Here is a 17691-nt window from a genome sequence, read left to right as displayed (position 1 = left end):
GAACAACCATGCAGCGATCAATACCCCAACGGGGAGATCATATGATGAAAGTCTATGAGACTTACGCGGATACGCTGTTCCGTATTGCCATGGTGCACCTCGGCAGGCGAGAGGACGCGGAGGAAGCCACTCAGGATACCTTCATCAAGTTAATGAAAAAAGCCCCTACGTTTAACGATGCAGAACATCAGAAAGCATGGTTGATCCGGGTTATCACCAATCATTGTAAATCCTTATTAGGCAGAGGCTGGCGCAAACGGGAGGTCAAGCTGGAGGGAGCAGATCCCCTTACGACAGACAACCCCGAAGATCAGGCACTGATTGAACTCGTGCTGTCACTGCCCGTCAAGTATAGAACGGTGGTTCATTTGTATTACTACGAAGATTATCCGATCCGGGAAATCGGCGAGATTCTGCAGATCAGCGAGTCTGCAGTGAAGATGCGGTTGAAGCGGGGAAGACAGCTGTTAAAACTGGAGCTGGAAGGAGAAGAACCCCTATGAATGAGGAACAATTCAAACGAAATTATAAGAAAGCGGTGGACCATATGAAAACAAGTGACCAAATGAAAAAACGGATAGAGCAAACCTTAAACACACAACGTCATGAACAAAAGCGAAAGCGAAAACCTCTATACATTGCAGCGAGCGTCGTCATAGCTGCCAGTGTTGGACTCGCGGCGCCAAGCATATGGCAGCAATTTATCGGTCCAGCCGCGCCAGCGACGCAGGTGGCACAGGTCACACCGAGCGCGTCATTCGACCCGGTGGTGATTCCAAAAATGGAGCTGCCGGATTCCAAGAATGGCGTGAAGGCCGCTATGCTTCAACTGGTGGTCTATCAGGGCAATGTCTATACACAATCCGCAACATCACTTGACGGTGCGGATGCGCTTGCCCTGCGAGGCGAGAAGCTCGGAACTACGACAGGGGGCATTCATGAGCTGAGCGACAAAAATGAGTACACGGAGCTTGCCTCCAACATTGGAGAAGCAGACATCTATGCGGTCAACGGCTATGACACGAATTTCCGCATCATGTCCTACACCGAGATCGATGGTAAGGGGTACGCCCAACTGTTTGACCAGAGCAACGGCATCACTATCGGCAGTGGCGAAGACCTGATCGGCAAGCTTCATCTCGAAGGCAACGTCGCTTCGGCGCAGTGGGAGACCTTCGCCAGCTGGAACAACGGCTTGCAGCAGATGCAGCTGCTCGCAGCGGACAAATCACTGAACAACTTTATCTCAGCGCTATATGCTGCCAAACCTATAGCAACAAGCCCTGAACTGGAGGAGCGCCTTTACGGGCAGGAAGATCGCAAGATCATCTACCTGACGCTCGAAGATAAGACGAATGTCCAATTAGTCCTGTTTGGGGAAGGTCTGGTTCGTTACGGCAATGTACCAGTATTCTTCGAAATCGAGAAAGGTTCCTTCCAAGCATTCTGGAACAACCTGGGTGAGTAATCAAGGAGTTTGACTCAACAAATCCAATAAAGCAACTCCACCAATCAAATCTTTATGACTGATAAAATTTCAAATGATCATTGATTGATAAGTTGGAAATTCCAATTTCGATCATGTCGCTTGCTATTATCAAACACCTCACCTGAATATTCAAGGTGAGGTGTTTGGGGTGTAAAGGCGTCCATTGTCATTCCAATTGCCATACATTTTATTTTGTTTGGTGTTAGTTATAAATTTATCTAATCTTTTGTTAAATAACTCAGGTTGAGATTTATAGCTTTGGATTGTGTCGATTCGAATTCTTTTATAAAGATCTGGGAATGCGGAGAAATTCTGATACATATCCGTGTCCTCTTTTAACCTCTGCTCAATAATAGGGTCAATTTTAAATGATTCGTAACTGAGATCAGGTAGAGCCTTTCGACCTTCATCTGTCATCAAGCCCAACGATTCAAGGCGACGGGCCCGTTCTTTATTCAGTTCAGTCCACGAACTTTTTTTGCTTCGAGGAGATAGCCTTTGGGCTAATTGAGTCTCGGAAATTTTCTTTTTTTGTCCATCAATCCATCCAAAACACAAGGCTTCTTCAACAGCATCCAGATACAGCAGCGTACCTGGTGTTGATTTCATACTCACAACGATCCAGCAAAAATGTTCAGTCAGGCAATGTTCTTGAAACCAAGATCTCATTTCGCTTTTTGACTTTGCTGGAAGCAGTTCATTAAGTAGCATTAGAAATTACACTATCCAGGAATGTATCAGCGTCGCTATTAAACTTCCAAACGATACCAAATCTATCAACCAACATTCCGAAGCAGGAAGACCAAGGCATTTCTGATAAAGGCATAATCACATATCCACCTACAGACAAATTAGAAAAGTAATTTTCCATTGCCTGTTTATCATCAATAATGATACTAATGATTACATTGTTGCCTTTAACCAGCTCACCCGTTACATTTTTCATCGAAGGAAGAAGATCCGACATCATTATTTTTCCACCTGCGAATTCTAACGATGATTCCATAATCATATTCAACTCATTTTCTGGCAAAGGATAGTTTGGATCTTGTGAAAAATCCTTGAATTTTACTTTTTTTACCTCACTTGCGTTCAATGCTTCTGAATAAAACGCGATGACCTGCTCTGTGTTCCCATCAAAATTTAAATATGCAATAACTGACATGATAAAACCTCCTTCTTGTAATACATGAAGTGTAAGCTATAATAGGTGACAGCTAAATTGTCACCTATTATAACTATGATCAAAATTTATTTACCTAAAGAGGACTATCATGAACAAAATTGAAAGATTAATATCCATCATCATGATCTTGCTGCAAAAGAATGTGGTATCAGCCACCGAATTTGCTAAATTATTCAATGTATCCAAAAGAACGATTCTACGTGATATGGAAACACTTGGATTATCCAACATTCCCATTTATGCTATAAATGGAGTGAACGGTGGATACGGAATTATGGATGAATACAAAATAGACAAACGGCTTTTAAGGAGCAAAGATTTAGAAAATATATTGACTGCACTGGGCGGATTGGGAAAAATTCTTTTTAGTGACGAAGTAGAATCAACGCTTAAAAAGATTGAATCGATGATAGGTTCAACGACTTCGGGAGGTACAATTCAACTGTCTTTTTACAATTGGGATGGTCGTCCTGAAATTGTACAAATTTTTAAGACTTGTCAGGAAGCAATAGAGCAAGGCAGGTTGCTTACATTTGATTATATAGATCAAAGTGGAGTCAAGTCGCAGAGACGGGTCGAGCCATACCAGCTTCAATTTAGTGAAATGAGTTGGTATTTGAAGGGGTTTTGTTTAGATCGAATGGAATATCGAACTTTTAAATTGTCCAGAACGGATAATCTGAAGATCGATATCGAAACATTTGTTGCTAGAGATTATGTGACTGAACAGAAAACAGAGCAATATTATCAACCTAAACTAATTAAAATTAAAGTATTGATCTCACGTCGAATAAAAGATCAATTTATTGAAAGATACGGTCAAAAAAGGATTGAAGCTTACAATTCTGAACTCTTTATAGCCGAAATAGATATGCCACAAAACCACTTTGGATTTCGGTTTTTAGCTAGTTTTGGAACGGATTTGGAAATCTTAGAACCTAAAGCATATGTTGAAGAATTCCGGGAGTTTCTAAATGCCATGATAAATAAATATGTCTAAGAACCCATGTGGAATGTTTCTCTTTTAATGATAAAAGGAGGTACTAGTTATGGAAAAAGTGATCTGCTTAATTACAGGCTTAATGGCTTCTGGTAAGTCAACAGTGTCGGAGCTGCTGGCTTCCAAGCTGGGAAAAGCCGTGCATCTGCGTGGTGATATATTCCGTCGCATGATTGTATCCGGACACGAAGACATGTCTGCTGAACCGTCGGAAGAAGCAGTCCGTCAATTATATTTACGTTATCAGTTAGCCGCAAATGCTGCAAAAACGTACTATGAAAATGGCTTTTCTGTAGTTTTGCAGGATAATTACTATGGTGCGGAATTAGTTTATATGATGGACCAGTTAAAGGGTTATCCGGTTCAGTTAGTTGTGCTGTGTCCTAAGGTAGAGGTAGTAAAAGAGCGTGAAAAATCAAGAGGAAAGGTCGGGTACACTGGCTTTACGGTAGAGAATTTGTATTCAGACTTTTTGAAGGAAACGCCTCAAATCGGATTTTGGCTGGACAGTTCGGAGCAGTCACCTGAGCAATCAGTAAATGATATTTTACAGCACTTTAGATGAAAACCAGTGGCACTGCGGATTTTCAGGCAAAGGTGAAGGCCATTAGTCCTGACGACTTGTCAGGAACTTATGATCTAGTCTTGCTTTTAACTAAACAGCCATATAACGAGTCCGTTCTACAAGACCTGTTGTCGTATTAAATGGTGAAACAACCGAAAGAATTCAACAGATCAAATCTATACTAGACCTTGTGGGTGGAACACATATTTCCGATAACCTGATGGGCACGAAGTGGTCCAAATTGCTTATTAACAATGCATTTAGCGGCCTATCTGCAGCATTAAACGTGGAGTATGGCGTCGTGCTTGATCTTGATATTAGTATGGTAAGTGCGTCCGTGTTGCCGATGAAACAATCAGGAACGAATTGAAACACTTCTCAACACCTTATAATGATAAGGTTGTAAGATTAGTTAAACAAGCTGAAGAATTTCAAACCGTGCCTGATTTCGAGACTAATATTAAGTTCTTTGAAGAGCTTAACAATAACAGATGATGTAAATGAGTTGTAGATCACCAGGAAAACGTGTTGAGTAGATAATTCCTTAATACGTTTTTTTATCGCTAAACATTTCCTTAAAGCTTAGGGCAATTGGGATAATGTTCCATAGTAGATCTCAGTAGAAACAGCAGATAATAAAAAGCACGATTAAGTCCAAATTTTATTTGGTTTTAACTATCCACTACTTAAGGGCAATATAAGTTTAATCTCTCTTGTACACATGCTAAAATTTCTTCTGGCATCTCCTTGACCTGGATATCTCCACCTAAGAAAAGCAACCAATTGGATATTTCGGTTAATTCTTCTGCATGACGAACATTGATAAACGTCTTTATAACGGCAGTAGTTTGGTAAGGGTTCGTATAAGAAAGTGAAAGCTTTAAAGGGTGGTATTTCTTGAACTGTGCAATCGCCTTTGGACCAAGTTCAAGGACAAGGTTGATCATTTCTTCCTGCTTACTTAATTTTTCTAAAATCTTTTTCTTACTTACCTTTTTCTTCGTAGGAAAAGGTTCAATATGGGTGAGATTGTCGACAGATAAAATCCGTCTCTTTTCTTCCTCCAAGTCGAAGCCTTCAATGATCCACAGGCTTTTTTCACGATAAAGGTGCAGGAGATAAATGGGATAAGACTTTATTTCCCTTTCTTCTTGGATGGTAACCAACAAAGAGCTCTCTATAAGAAGAAGCTGGATGAGTTTTTCCAGCATAGGGTGGGGCAGGTCTGACAAATCAAGCAAGTCGGGATTATGGGGGTTGGTCCCTTCAAAAAGCAATATTTGATTTAAAAGAACAAGGTCATCTTGCTGATTTTCGGAAATAAGGCCCAGTAACTTTTCAGTTAAAGACTGACGACTCTTTAAATAAGGGAGTTGTTGATTTCTGGTTGCCATAAAGGCGAGAAAAAGAGCTTTGATCTCATTATCGGTAAAGCGGACCGTAGGCAGGACAGAGTTGTTCATGACAAAATAACCCCCATCCCTCCCAACTTCAGCGACAAGTGGCATGCCCATAGCTTCAATCTCTCGGATATCTCGAATAGCGGTCGAACGAGAGATGTTAAATTCCCGCATGATTTCAGAAATGGTAAAGTGAGCGCGGTTGTTGATATATCTCATGATGATATTAATCCGTTCTACTTTTTTCATCGGGTCCTCCTAAACAGTATCATAATTTGACATGATTTAAGGTTATTATAAACTCATCAAGTGAAAAGACAAATGCTTAGATAAATTTAAAGAGGATGGTGTTACGAATGAGTAATTATAATTTTGAAGAAAAAGACAGCTTTATCGTTTTGGGTATTGGAACTGAGCTTAAGAGCAACTACACAGACTATGCTGGTATTAACAAAGAAAAGGCTGATTTTTGGTCGGCTGTGAAAGAAGATGGAAGTCTGGACTCTTTAAAAGCAATAGCGACAAATGACTATATTTTTGCCGTGAACGAAGCGGTGAATAACAAGATGATGCATTATGCTGGCGTCATGACAGAAGAAACACTGCCAGAAGCAACCAGAGTGATCCAATTCCCTAAAGGTGAATATCTGGTCGTTAAGGGGGAAGGGGCAACGTCCGATGAGTTAAGTAATAACCTTACTGGCGTGGCTTTTGGTCAAGTCCTTCCAACGGAAACGAATTATGCTTATGTTGGTGGGCCAAATACTACGGTTGAGATGGGACAACGAAACGGTTTGTTATTTGGTGAAATATGGATTCCTGTAATTAGGAAATAAACTTGAAGGAGAGATCGGGATGTCGTATATCGTTGATTTTAAAAATGTGTCTACGGTCGGATTAGAGTCCTCACCAGTAGCAGCAGCGCTTGCAGGTTTGCGTGCGAATGAAGCCCGTTACTTTATGAACAAATATAAGCATGAATTTACGGTTGTTCCTGCTAGCCAAAGTCAGGACACCCTTGACTATGTAACACGAATTTTGAAGGAAGAACGTGATATTGAGTTTGCCGCCAAGCCTTTGGAGACGTCAGCTTTTCAAGTGGAAAACATTCGATTTTCCTACGTCTTTTATGAAGATGGTCTTGGACTCAATGTTATGTATACGGTGGATGACCCTAAGAAACGGGCCGTGGGTTTTAAGCTTTCTGAGGGGATGGAAGTTCCAGCGGAGTTGGAAGGCAAGTTTAAGTTTGCCAGACAGAAATCTAAGTTAGCTGGAACCATTCGGGGCTCATTTTTTGTAATCAAGAGAGAGTATTGAAGTGGGCAAAAGCACATGTGGAGAAAGCAGAGCATAGCCCCATTGAAAGTCGCTGGTTTAGCGGCTTTTTCGTATTATCAGGTTAGCCAGTAATTACTGGTTGGCCTTTTTTTGTGGTCGTTTTACGATGGGGGGAGCCGGGAGAACGTGGCGGCTTTAGGGGCTAGGACCTCGTAACAAAAACAGTTCTCCCACGACCTCCAAAAGACCATGTTTGGGCTGGTAGGGGCAGTTGACCCCGTATAACAAGCGAAGCTATGGGTTTGGAACCATCGTGGAAAAGGACCGGCGAAACAAAAGATAAGGAGTGAGGACATGGAACCTGTTGTCGGTGTGGATGTTGCCAAAGGTTCGAGTGTAGTTCAAGCGTTTAGGAAGAGAAATGAACCGTATGGCAAAGCAGTAGAGATTATACATGAAAAGAATGGATTCGAACGTTTCTCGGTCATGCTAGACACGCTTCAGGCCGAAACGGGCTTGGCGCCCGTGGTGGTTCTGGAAGCGACAGGGCATTACCATCGCGCATTGGTTTCGTACTTGGAACGAAGTGGCTACACCTACTATATGGTGAATCCGTTGCAGTCCAAACGAGCCAAGGGAGCCCAGCTACGCAAAGTCAAAACGGATGCACTGGATGCTTGGCATCTGGCAGAGATGTACTACCGTGGCGACGTGAAGCCGCACCGGACCTGGGATGAGACGTATACGGAGTTGCAACATTTGACACGGCAGCATGAATTCGTTACAGGAATCTTTGTGCAGGCAAAACTGAACAGTAGAGCCCTATTGGAGCAAGTGTTTCCGAGGTACGAAGGGTTATTTTCGAATGTGTTTTCGGTAACGTCATTGACGATACTAGCCCGTTGTTTAGAGGAAGGTACAGCGGATTGGATTGAAATTATTCAAGGAGGCACACGAAAATCTCGTTCCCAGCAGTGGGCGATTGAAAAAGTCGGAAAACTGGAGGAAATGCTGTGTGACTGGAAAAAAACTCGGCGTAGTCCGTCTCAAAGCCAGGCTCTTCTCGGGATGGTCACGTTATTGCTGACAATAATCGGGCAACTGGAGGGGCTCGAAAAGCAAATGGAGGAAATAGCGGCAAGCCTACCCGAAGTTGAACTTGTGAAAAGCATCCCGGGAATTGGAATGAAATTGGCGGCAGCTATTGTAGCTGAACTAGGTGATGTAAAACAGTTTAGTGATGCGAAGCAACTTGTGGCGTTTGCAGGCCTTGACCCAGGGATTTTCAGTTCAGGAAAGTTCACAGCGACCAGTACACGAATCACGAAACGAGGCTCTAAAAGGCTCAGACGATCGCTGTATTTAGCGGTGCAATGCGGAATGCGGAAGAATGCAAATGCAAGAATCCATTCGTACTACGAGAAAAAAAGAAACGAGGGCAAGCCCTACAAGGTGGTTGTGATCGCTTGCGCGAACAAGCTGTTGCATCACATTTTCGCCATCTTGCAGAAGGGGCAGCCCTACCAAGCGTAATCCATATTTAACCAAAACCTCCATGGCCGTGGAGGTTATTCGTGTTGGTCGAAAAAAGTATAACACGAAAAGAGAACTCATCCAACCTGAAATGCTTGACAAACATTAGCTGGTTTTTGTTTTAACGGTGCAGCTAGCTTTGGGGAATTTCTTTCTTAGTTTCATCTAAAAAAGCAGATAGCGCCGGTGTAATGAGGGTGTCTTTTCGTTTAACAAACATGGTCGATACTGAAGAATACTTCTCCGATAAGGAGTGGCAGGTTACTTTGTCACGTACTTCATAATCCGCAATGATGGAATAAGGCAGTAATGTAATGCCCATGCCTGCGCTAACACAAGCAATTATCGTTTCGAGTGTTCCGAATTCCATTAATTTGACAGGCAATAATCCTTCTTCTTGTAGGAGAGTATTAAGCTTGGCTCGGTATGAACATCCTTTGGGAAAAACGAGCATCGTATGATTTTGTAAATCATGAATCGATAGTATCCGGGGATAATTGGGTGAAGTAACAAGAACAAGCCTCTCTTCAATGACTTTGTCCTGCGTGAGATCTGGGTGTTCAATCGGACCGGAAACAAAAGCTCCATGCAGCTCATAATGCAGGACTCCATGAAGCAGCTTTTCTGTTGGCCCTGTAACTAAAGAGAAATCTACATTCGGATATTTCAAATGATATTGTGCGAAAACGGAAGGCAGCCGCACTGCTGCAGTGGTTTCCATAGAACCAATAACCAGAGGACCTGAAGGAATGGAGCTGCTTCCTACTGCGGCTTTAGCTTCGTTAATGGTATTTAGAATCTTTTCGGTGTAACCTACTAAAACTTGTCCAGAAGGAGTAAGTGTAACTCCCTTTTTGTGGCGATAGAATAAGATGGTCTGAAGATCCGCCTCTAACTGTTGAATTTTGTGTGTAACATTGGATTGAGCATAATTTAGTTTTTTTGCTGTTTTGGAAATACTTCCTTCATGAGCGGTTTGGATGAAAATCTCCAGCAAGTGAATATCCAAGTTGACCCTCCTTTAGAAAACAATCTATCTGAAATCATGATATATAACATCTGATTTACGGATTATACAAGATGGATAAACTCGATGTAAACTATAAAGAATGGAATCCGAATTGATGAGGAGGTAACCTCGATGTCTATTCAATTAAACAGTAAGTTCTGTGAAAGCTTCAATATTCGTTATCCAATCGTTCTTGCAGGGATGGCCGGTATTGCAAACATGGCACCCCTAGTCGCTGCGGTTTCTAATGCAGGTGGGTTAGGGACGTTAGGCGCTGCCTATATGAGTCCTGAGGAACTAAGAGGCGCCATACATGAGATTAAAAAACGGACGCAAGCACCGTTTGCCATAAATATTTTTGCTCATGTTGGACCGGATCATTATACGAATTTTGAGGTAGTAAATGAAGAGTTGACACCGATTCGAGGATCTTTGGGTGTGAAGAAGCGTACTCAAGATGAAATACGTACTCCCAATCATTTTGAAGAACAGTTTGCTATCTTGCTGGACGAAAAAGTTCCGATTATTAGTACAACGTTTGGATTGCTTTCCGAGTCTCATGTGCAGAAAGCAAAATCGTTAGGCATCAAAATTATAAGTAAGGTCACCACGGTAGAGGAAGCTATTCAAGCGGAAAAGCGCGGATGTGATGTCATTGTTGCACAAGGTAGTGAAGCAGGAGGGCATCGAGGAACTTTTGATGTATCATCTCAGTCCAGTGGAGCAAATATCGGAACCATGGCACTTGTCCCACAAATTGTAGATCACGTCCATATTCCTGTCATTGCTGCCGGAGGAATTATGGATGGCAGAGGACTGGTGGCTTCACTCGCTTTAGGGGCACAAGGGGTGCAAATGGGGACTCGATTTTTGACATCAATAGAGTCTGGCGCACATGAGGTATATAAACGTGCGTTGCTTGATAGCACAGAGGAAAGCACTGTAATTACAAATGCCTTTTCTGGACGGCCAGCGCGTGGCATCAAGAACGTCTTTATACAACATTGGGAAGCATCCAGCATGAAGTCGCTGACCTTTCCTACCCAAAATACATTAACTCGAGAGATTAGAAATGCTTCTGCTAAGCAAAATAATCCCGAGTATATGGCCCTTTGGGCAGGTCAGGGAACGAGAATGTTAACAGATAACCAATCTGCAAGCGATATCATTATTCAAATTGTAGAAGAAGCCGGAGCTATTATTCAGTAGTGATTATAATTGCACATCCAGCGAATAACGATCGCGAAGTACTGATAAATGGTGAAGCTCATGTCCGGCCATAATATAGGCAATCGAACGAGCTGAAGCAGGATTATCACTGACGATCCCTCTACAGAGCCAAGCTTCCGGTGTGAGGCGGCGGAGCATAAGAATGGTTGAGTGGCGTGTAACGGCATATTCTTCGTTCAAATCGGCTACGGTATATGCGTTGAAAGGATCGCTCTGCATAAGCGCGTCTTGATCGTAGCCAGGATGATTTGCTTTGTCACCTCTGGCGATGCGAAGCAATCGGCTGCTCATGATGCGTTCGTTATCCAAAAGGTGGCCGATGACTTCCTTCACGCTCCATTTGCCTTCGGTGTAACGATAATTTGCTTGCTCCTCTGTCATTGATGAAAGCAAAGTTTGTACGATGTTGGCTTGCAGCTCTAACCGTTCGAGGATGTTTCCTTCGGGAACAAGCTGGATGTACCCTTCATAAAAAGCTGCATACTCCTCTGTAGTTGGTCTTTCAACCATGTAAATGCCTCCTTTGGGATTCATTGATCTGGAATATATTGTAGCATATATCTTACTTCCAGCATTGAAATAGGCCCCTCCGAATTATGGGCGGAAGGACCTATTTCATGTGATTTGAGCAGTTATATGGTTGGGTTGTTTCACTTTCAATCCGTACGCCGTATCCCCTTTTTTTGAACAAACTTCTCCAAAATCGAAAAATCCTCAGTCACTTCTTTGAAAGGCAGTGTGTCCAGCACCTGTGCCCGGTAACTCTTTTTTGCCGCGGTACTGAGACGGGAGTCTAGTATGCTGAGTATGCCAAGATCTGTTTCACTGCGAATTAAACGTCCAGTTCCTTGCCGTAACCGTAGAAGCATATCCGGTACAAATACCTCCATGAACGGATTCTTCGTTACAGATGCCTTATATTCATAAATAGGATCCGAAGGAACAGGGAAGGGCAGCCGGAAAATAATGACCTGTGACAGGTCGGGACCCTCAATATTCACACCTTCCCAGAATACACCGGTACCAAGGAGTACACCATTGCTTTTCCTGAATTCGGTGATGACACTGTCCTGGGAAGATCCTTCTTTTTGAACATGGACTGCCCATGTATACTCATTGGTTCTCGAAATCAGCTTCTTATGAATGTACTTCATGTCCTCCTTTGCTGAAAAAAGGACGATTGTTCTTCCTTGTGTTAAATTACAAAGTTGAACCAATTCGTTGTAGGCTGCTTCAAGATAGTTTTCACGCTGATCATGGTGGTAATATGGAACCTTGTTCGAGATGTACATCATGGTATGGTTGGTGTAGTCAAAAGGGGAGGATTTTCGATCCATAAATTCACCCTTATAACCGAGGGATTGCGTCAAATAAGAGTATTGTTCCTCCAGTGTCTCCCCGCCTTGGCACAGTGTTGCCGACGTTAGGATAACAGGCGACTTTCCATTAAATAAAGCGTACTTCAGAAATTGGCTTATATCTTTGGGACAGATGCTGATCGTGGCTACTCCCAGTGGACTGCTTGCCCATATGAGATAGTTATCCTCTATTTCAGCCAAAACATGGATGAGGGTAATAAGCCCGTTGATAGCTTCAAAAGCGTCATCAATCTCCCGCTCATGGCGGGAGGTCAAAATGGAAAGGCGAAGACTGAGATCTTTCAAATCGTTCGAGACCTGGTTTAACGGTATACCTTTGATCTCCGACACTTTTATACGATCGCTATCCTGCTTGGCATGGTGTAGCAAATCCGCGTTTATCTGTTGGAAGATACGCTGGGCACATTTTTTTATAAACTTGGATTGCGAAAAAAGACTTTTATCCCCGGACTGCTTCGTGAGAAGCTGCGCAGTGTTATCCAGTATGCGGCAGATTCCCCGATAAGTGAACTCGAGCGTTCTGGCATCTCGAACTTTTGCTTCCAGATTATGCACTTCATCAATGACGATCAGAGCAGGCTGTTCCGAGATGATACTCTTGGTTCCTTCTTTTTTCTTCATCAAATCCCGTATGAGCAGGTCCTGGTTCACAATAATAAAATCAATCTCATGAGCCTTTGCATTTAATTTAGCTCTCATATCGTAAAACAAGCATGCATTTTTATGATGGCAACGTTCAAATTTGCAATCATTTACGGAAAAATTGGACCATTCGGCATCACTAATTCCAGCTTTAATATCCGCTCTTTCATCAATTTCAAAATCTAAAATGCGCTGGGCAAGGGTAGACAGTGAGGTGTTCGGATCATCAGGCCTAGTCCATTCCGCGGCCCTACTTCGACAGGCATACTGGCCCATACCTTTCCCAACGACAGAGCGAACCGTTGTAAAGCCCAACCGACTGCCAATGACCCGTAAATCTTTATGTATCTGTTCCGAAAGCTGAATGGAGGATGTAGCTATAATGACCGGTTTCTGGGATATTTGATTCATGAGCAGGCTGGGTATCAGGTAGCCAAAAGACTTGCCGATTCCGACACCAGCTTCAATCATAGCGTTATGCCCATGGATATAAGCATCGGCTATATCGAGAGACATTTCTTGCTGCCCGATTCGCTCTCTAAGGCCAATTCGAGGAAACCGATCATAGATTCGGAAGATGGCGTCAACCAAGGATCGTTCGATTTCTCTTTTTGAATCGCGCTTATTTATTTTATAGAGTTCATTTAACCAGTTCATAATGATCCCCCCTTCCAAATAAATGGTCCTCTAGTAAGGAATTTTTTAGTCAAACTGTAATTATCTTAGATGCTGCGACAACAGTCAAGTGATCTTAGGGGGATAAGTAGCAGGGCGATAAAAACAGCGACCAAACGCAACAAAACGTATATCAAAAGCGTCTATTTATCTTACATAGAACAGCAACAGGAGTGAAAAAGATGCAACTAAAAATGATAGCGATATTTGGTGCAGTTCTCGGTTCTATGCTCATATGGGCAGGAAGTGCAGATGCGGAAGAACGTTTTACCGATCTGCAGCATTCGAAGTGGGCAGAAGACGGTATCGAGTATATGGCCGAACGTGGAACAGTCGCAGGGTATGGAAATGGAATATTTAAGCCCCAAGGGTTGGTAACCAGGGCGCAAGCCGTCACGTTTATGGTGCGGGAGCTTTATCCTCAACAGCTGGAGAAGCCGGTGGAAGGTACAACGACTTATTCGGATGTTCCGACAACGCACCCCTTTTATCGGGAAATAGCATTAGCATCAAAAAACGGACTTGCCAGCGGATTTCCTGGTGGCTCCTTCCGGCCGGACGCACCGCTTAGCCGCGCCGAAACTGCGGCATTCCTTACGCGTGCGTATTCACTCTTGGAAGGCAAGCAGCCAGCCAATTGGTCAGATACGAAACAACATTGGGCTGAGGCACCCATTCTCATCTTGAGCTCCAACGGCTTGGTCGGCGGGTATTCGGATGGTACCTATCGTCCGAATCAAACGGTCACGCGAGCGGAATATGCTGTGTTTATGTCACGAGTGATTCGGTTCGAACGCGAAGCGGCTATTCGTACTCAAGATTGGGACAAGCTGATATCCTATATGACCGTAAGCGAACAAGTCGGCCAGATGCTTATGCCGGACATTAGGCAATGGAACGGTAAAGTGACTACGACCGTTAATGAAGGACTGAAACGCAGCATTCATGATCAAGATTTGGGCGGGCTTATTCTTTTCGATAAAAATATTGTAGATATCAGGCAGCTGACAACGCTCACACATGACATGCAAAGAGAAGCCGGTGATATTCCTTTATTTCTTAGCATCGACCAAGAAGGAGGCGTCGTTAAGCGGATACCGGGCGGGACGAATCTGCCGGGGCAAATGGCGCTCGGCGCAACGGGAGATACGGCATTGGCCGAAGCGGCTGGTCAGTTGACAGGGGAAGAGCTAAAGGCACTGGGGATACAGATCAACTTTGCGCCAGTGCTCGACATAAATAGCAATCCAGACAACCCAATCATTGGCATACGATCGTTTGGCTCAGACGCGAATTTGGTGACGCAGCTTGGTCTAGCAACAATAAAGGGTCTACAGCAATCCGGGGTGATCGCGGCAGTTAAGCATTTTCCGGGGCATGGGGATACAACCGTAGACTCTCATCTCGGTATGCCGGTACTAACCCATAACCGGGCGCGACTTGATGCGGTAGAATTAAAACCATTTCGGGATGCGATTGAAAACGGGGTCGAGATGATCATGACTGCACACATTGCTTTCCCTGCCATTGATAACGAGCATGTTACTTCATTCAAAGACGGAAAGAATGTGCCCATACCTGCAACCTTATCCAAAAAAGTGCTGACCGGACTGCTTCGAGGGGAGTTGGGATACGAGGGTCTGATCATTTCTGACGCATTTACCATGAAGGCGATCGCGGAGCATTTTGGAGAGAATAAAGCCGTGGAACGTGCTGTTTCTGCAGGTGTTGATATCATCCTTATGCCAAAAGATCCGGCGGCTGCACATCAAACGCTGGTGAACGCGGTGAAGAGCGGGAAGATCCCGGACGAAACCATTCATGCTTCAGTAAAACGAATTTTGGAGCTGAAAGCCAAATATGGTTTGTTTGAACGCAGCCAGACTCTGGTGCAAAAGCTAAACGAGCTTAACGGTGTCATTGGATCGAAGCAGCATCGGGCGGTGGAGCAGGAAATTGCAGAGAGAGCGGTCACCGTATTGGCCAGCCGCGAGGGTGTACTTCCGGATCAAATTCAGCAAGGTGACCGGGTCGTTATTCTCGCAGCTGAACAGGAACAGGGAAAGCAACTCGAGAAGCAACTGATACAAGCTGCAAGTAACCTATCTCTGAAGACAGAAATTTCTCTTATTGGACAAGGGAAGACGAATGAAGCCCTTAAGGCGATTGGACAGGCTGACTACGTCATTCTCGCATCTTACCAGTTCCGTAACGTGGCCAGTGAGTTCGGATGGTCCGATTATCAAACCTTGATTGATACGATGAACAGGAGTAATCAGCGATACTCCCTATTGTCGCTCGGCAACCCGTACGAGATGATTTATTTACAGAATGTGCGATCAGGGCTTGCCGTGTACGGAAAGCAGGAGCCCAATACGACAGCAGGGATCAAAGTGCTGGTTGGCCAACGGAAAGCTGAGGGTAAGTTACCTGTGAGAACGGATTAAAGTACGATTAGTACTGACCAAAAGTACTGATTCCAACATACGGAATCAGTATTTTTGGTGTTTGGGTTTGCGTTTCGTCGATCATGCTAAGGCATTATCTTTTCTGAACAGTGATACGCTTAAAAATCACAATCAATAGGGCGGCTAGACATCTTTGCAATAATTGGATTAATGGTAAAATAGTGAAAATGGTTCATGTTGGAGGATGCTCATGTATAAACTGATGATCGTAGAGGATGAACTGCTCATGCGGGTTGGAATTCGTTCCATGCTAAACTGGGAAGAGTACAATTTCTATGTTGCCGGAGAAGCGGGGAACGGGAAGGAAGCGTTGGAACTCGCGCTAGAAGTGACCCCCGATCTAATTATTACCGATATCAAGATGCCGATCATGGATGGGTTAGAGCTCATACAAGAGGCATCTTGTTTGCTGAAAACCTGCAAATATGTCATCCTGAGCAATTTTGACGAATTCCTTTATGTAAAAGAGGCACTGAAGCTTGGGGCTGTAGACTACTTGATTAAAAGTGAGATTACAGAAAGCTCTCTAGTTGATCTTCTTACCACCATTGAAGAGAAATTAAAAAGTGAACGTGACACTAAGACTAACGTACCATTTATGACACATGACTATTTCAAGAGCCTGAGACATCTAAAAGATAGCTTCTTCCAAGATGTTGTAAGCGGATTCATAAATGAAAAGGATATGATATCCAAAGCTGAAGAAATGCATTTCCGTATACGATCAGACAAGTTGGTCGTCATCCAGTTTGTTGTCAACTATTACGAGGACGCGAAGAGGAAATATGTCGAGAAGGGGGAAAAACTACTTCGATTCTCTATTCTGAATATTATGGAAGAGATCATTCCATCCAAATGGGAGAAAGAGATTTTCGTGGAAAGCTCATCTGAATATTGGGTTATTGTCAATGTTCTTCCTGGGAGTGAGTCTGTGCAAGCTGATCTAAACAAATTATGTAATAAGCTTCTGTCTTCAATCAAGGATTTTATGAATCTGTCACTCTCAGCGGGTGTAAGTACAATTGTTTCCGGTTTTCATGGCATAAGAAAGGCATGTCGAGAAGCAGAATTCGCCCTAAAACAAAGTTTCTTTAAAGGCAGTAACCAGATTCTGTATTACGCGGACGTGATTCAAGCTCCAGCTCGGAGAGAAGTGAATGGAGTGCTCAGTCCGGAGCAGGAACGAGATTTCCTTAAATTATGGGTGAGTAAAGACAACATAAAGGCTGAGGAATTTCTTGAAGAAATCCGCTCTGATTTGGAGGTGCAACGAGCAGATGAGAGCAGTATTCGCAAGCAATATATCAGGGTGATGGAAACCATACACTCCCATCTCTCACGGGCTACTGAAAGAGGCAAGCTTTCATTCACCGATAGATCGCCTTACGAAATCGTTTTGAAGGGAGAGTATTGGGAGGATATTCACCAAGTTATGCTGGCTCATATCGCGTATTACTTTAAAACCGATTCCCTGATCATGCAGGAACGTTCTTACACAGACCTCGCAATTGAGTTGATGGACAAGTATTATGCCGAGGATATTTCGTTGCAGAGTATAGCTAACCAGATCAGTGTCAACCCTTCGTATCTCAGTCGATTGTTTAAGCAGGAAAAAGGAGAGAACTTTATCACCTACCTGACACGTGTTCGGATTGAACATGCCAAGGCTTACCTATTGAGCAGGGAACTGAGAGTATATGAAATCGCTGACAAGGTGGGCTACCATAATTACACGTACTTCAGTAAGATTTTCAAAAAATCCGTAGGATTTACTCCTGAGGAATATCGAGAACAACAGCAGGGATTAATATGATCCGTGAATAGAGGTGCAGCA

The 17691-nt window shown here is 43.5% G+C and carries 16 protein-coding genes and 1 pseudogene; 11 read left to right on the top strand and 6 right to left on the bottom strand.

Annotation, left to right across the window (positions count from 1 at the left end; all coding sequences use genetic code 11):
• Window positions 1-8: 8 nt before the first annotated feature.
• Both RS891_RS18005 and RS891_RS18000 read left to right on the top strand, forming a co-directional pair.
• Window positions 9-503, top strand: a complete 495-nt coding sequence (locus RS891_RS18005; RefSeq protein ID WP_315792749.1) for an RNA polymerase sigma factor — start codon at window positions 9-11, stop codon at window positions 501-503.
• A complete protein-coding gene (locus tag RS891_RS18000; protein ID WP_315792748.1) occupies window positions 500-1468 on the top strand; it encodes a hypothetical protein in 969 nt (322 codons plus the stop codon). Before RS891_RS18005 ends, RS891_RS18000 begins: the two co-directional genes overlap by 4 nt.
• Before the next feature lie 150 nt (window positions 1469-1618).
• On the opposite strand, the gene RS891_RS17995 is transcribed toward RS891_RS18000, so the two are convergent.
• A complete protein-coding gene (locus tag RS891_RS17995) occupies window positions 1619-2200 on the bottom strand; it encodes a YdeI/OmpD-associated family protein (protein WP_315792747.1) in 582 nt (193 codons plus the stop codon).
• Window positions 2190-2654: a VOC family protein gene (locus RS891_RS17990; protein ID WP_315792746.1), complete on the bottom strand. Its 465-nt coding sequence runs from the start codon at window positions 2652-2654 to the stop codon at window positions 2190-2192. The genes RS891_RS17995 and RS891_RS17990 overlap by 11 nt, the downstream gene beginning before the upstream one ends.
• A gap of 109 nt (window positions 2655-2763) precedes the next feature.
• Here RS891_RS17990 and RS891_RS17985 point away from each other — a divergent pair, with 109 nt between their 5' ends.
• The 3 genes and pseudogenes from RS891_RS17985 to RS891_RS17975 form a co-directional block, all read left to right on the top strand.
• Window positions 2764-3675, top strand: a complete 912-nt coding sequence (locus RS891_RS17985) for a helix-turn-helix transcriptional regulator (RefSeq protein ID WP_315792745.1) — start codon at window positions 2764-2766, stop codon at window positions 3673-3675.
• Between the two features lie 49 nt (window positions 3676-3724).
• Window positions 3725-4240, top strand: a complete 516-nt coding sequence (locus RS891_RS17980; RefSeq protein ID WP_315792744.1) for a P-loop nucleotide/nucleoside kinase family protein — start codon at window positions 3725-3727, stop codon at window positions 4238-4240.
• Window positions 4240-4735 (top strand): annotated as a pseudogene (locus RS891_RS17975) (hypothetical protein); the annotation flags it as partial. The gene RS891_RS17980 and the pseudogene RS891_RS17975, both read left to right, overlap by 1 nt.
• Before the next feature lie 191 nt (window positions 4736-4926).
• Here the strand turns inward: RS891_RS17975 and RS891_RS17970 are convergent.
• Window positions 4927-5889: a helix-turn-helix transcriptional regulator gene (locus RS891_RS17970; protein ID WP_315792743.1), complete on the bottom strand. Its 963-nt coding sequence runs from the start codon at window positions 5887-5889 to the stop codon at window positions 4927-4929.
• 107 nt (window positions 5890-5996) lie between these two features.
• On the opposite strand from RS891_RS17970, the gene RS891_RS17965 reads away from it, so the two are divergent.
• The 3 genes from RS891_RS17965 (at window position 5997) to RS891_RS17955 (ending at window position 8454) form a co-directional block, all read left to right on the top strand.
• Window positions 5997-6476: a GyrI-like domain-containing protein gene (locus tag RS891_RS17965; RefSeq protein ID WP_113054346.1), complete on the top strand. Its 480-nt coding sequence runs from the start codon at window positions 5997-5999 to the stop codon at window positions 6474-6476.
• A 19-nt stretch (window positions 6477-6495) separates the two neighbouring features.
• Complete coding sequence (locus tag RS891_RS17960; RefSeq protein ID WP_315792742.1) at window positions 6496-6960, top strand: phage tail protein; 465 nt, start codon at window positions 6496-6498, stop codon at window positions 6958-6960.
• 315 nt (window positions 6961-7275) lie between these two features.
• Window positions 7276-8454: an IS110 family RNA-guided transposase gene (locus RS891_RS17955; protein WP_315792330.1), complete on the top strand. Its 1179-nt coding sequence runs from the start codon at window positions 7276-7278 to the stop codon at window positions 8452-8454.
• Between the two features lie 133 nt (window positions 8455-8587).
• Here RS891_RS17955 and RS891_RS17950 read toward each other — a convergent pair whose 3' ends face one another.
• Window positions 8588-9463, bottom strand: coding sequence for a LysR family transcriptional regulator (locus RS891_RS17950; RefSeq protein ID WP_315792741.1), 876 nt, complete (start codon window positions 9461-9463; stop codon window positions 8588-8590).
• A 132-nt stretch (window positions 9464-9595) separates the two neighbouring features.
• On the opposite strand from RS891_RS17950, the gene RS891_RS17945 reads away from it, so the two are divergent.
• On the top strand, window positions 9596-10672 hold the full coding sequence (locus RS891_RS17945) for an NAD(P)H-dependent flavin oxidoreductase (RefSeq protein ID WP_315792740.1): 1077 nt from the start codon (window positions 9596-9598) through the stop codon (window positions 10670-10672).
• Window positions 10673-10675: 3 nt separating this feature from the next.
• On the opposite strand, the gene RS891_RS17940 is transcribed toward RS891_RS17945, so the two are convergent.
• A complete protein-coding gene (locus RS891_RS17940; protein ID WP_315792738.1) occupies window positions 10676-11203 on the bottom strand; it encodes a DinB family protein in 528 nt (175 codons plus the stop codon).
• A gap of 146 nt (window positions 11204-11349) precedes the next feature.
• Window positions 11350-13371, bottom strand: a complete 2022-nt coding sequence (locus RS891_RS17935) for an ATP-dependent DNA helicase (protein ID WP_315792737.1) — start codon at window positions 13369-13371, stop codon at window positions 11350-11352.
• A gap of 200 nt (window positions 13372-13571) precedes the next feature.
• Between RS891_RS17935 and RS891_RS17930 the strand changes: the two genes are divergently transcribed.
• Together RS891_RS17930 and RS891_RS17925 are read left to right on the top strand one after the other, a co-directional pair.
• Window positions 13572-15836, top strand: a complete 2265-nt coding sequence (locus tag RS891_RS17930) for a glycoside hydrolase family 3 N-terminal domain-containing protein (protein ID WP_315792735.1) — start codon at window positions 13572-13574, stop codon at window positions 15834-15836.
• A 211-nt stretch (window positions 15837-16047) separates the two neighbouring features.
• Window positions 16048-17670: a helix-turn-helix domain-containing protein gene (locus RS891_RS17925; protein ID WP_181586641.1), complete on the top strand. Its 1623-nt coding sequence runs from the start codon at window positions 16048-16050 to the stop codon at window positions 17668-17670.
• Window positions 17671-17691: the final 21 nt, after the last annotated feature.

Source organism: Paenibacillus sp. BIC5C1 (assembly GCF_032399705.1).
Classification (GTDB): domain Bacteria; phylum Bacillota; class Bacilli; order Paenibacillales; family Paenibacillaceae; genus Paenibacillus; species Paenibacillus taichungensis_A.
Note: the sequence above shows the minus strand (reverse complement) of the source record. Positions and strands in the feature narration are given on the sequence as shown.

Excerpts from the sequence above, each read along its gene's own strand:
- RS891_RS18005 (WP_315792749.1), top strand. The coding sequence starts at position 9 with ATGCAGCGATCAATACCCCAACGGGGAGATCATATGATGAAAGTCTAT.
- RS891_RS18000 (WP_315792748.1), top strand. The coding sequence starts at position 500 with ATGAATGAGGAACAATTCAAACGAAATTATAAGAAAGCGGTGGACCAT.
- RS891_RS17995 (WP_315792747.1), bottom strand. The coding sequence starts at position 2,200 with ATGCTACTTAATGAACTGCTTCCAGCAAAGTCAAAAAGCGAAATGAGA.
- RS891_RS17990 (WP_315792746.1), bottom strand. The coding sequence starts at position 2,654 with ATGTCAGTTATTGCATATTTAAATTTTGATGGGAACACAGAGCAGGTC.
- RS891_RS17985 (WP_315792745.1), top strand. The coding sequence starts at position 2,764 with ATGAACAAAATTGAAAGATTAATATCCATCATCATGATCTTGCTGCAA.
- RS891_RS17980 (WP_315792744.1), top strand. The coding sequence starts at position 3,725 with ATGGAAAAAGTGATCTGCTTAATTACAGGCTTAATGGCTTCTGGTAAG.
- RS891_RS17970 (WP_315792743.1), bottom strand. The coding sequence starts at position 5,889 with ATGAAAAAAGTAGAACGGATTAATATCATCATGAGATATATCAACAAC.
- RS891_RS17965 (WP_113054346.1), top strand. The coding sequence starts at position 5,997 with ATGAGTAATTATAATTTTGAAGAAAAAGACAGCTTTATCGTTTTGGGT.
- RS891_RS17960 (WP_315792742.1), top strand. The coding sequence starts at position 6,496 with ATGTCGTATATCGTTGATTTTAAAAATGTGTCTACGGTCGGATTAGAG.
- RS891_RS17955 (WP_315792330.1), top strand. The coding sequence starts at position 7,276 with ATGGAACCTGTTGTCGGTGTGGATGTTGCCAAAGGTTCGAGTGTAGTT.
- RS891_RS17945 (WP_315792740.1), top strand. The coding sequence starts at position 9,596 with ATGTCTATTCAATTAAACAGTAAGTTCTGTGAAAGCTTCAATATTCGT.
- RS891_RS17940 (WP_315792738.1), bottom strand. The coding sequence starts at position 11,203 with ATGGTTGAAAGACCAACTACAGAGGAGTATGCAGCTTTTTATGAAGGG.
- RS891_RS17935 (WP_315792737.1), bottom strand. The coding sequence starts at position 13,371 with ATGAACTGGTTAAATGAACTCTATAAAATAAATAAGCGCGATTCAAAA.
- RS891_RS17930 (WP_315792735.1), top strand. The coding sequence starts at position 13,572 with ATGCAACTAAAAATGATAGCGATATTTGGTGCAGTTCTCGGTTCTATG.
- RS891_RS17925 (WP_181586641.1), top strand. The coding sequence starts at position 16,048 with ATGTATAAACTGATGATCGTAGAGGATGAACTGCTCATGCGGGTTGGA.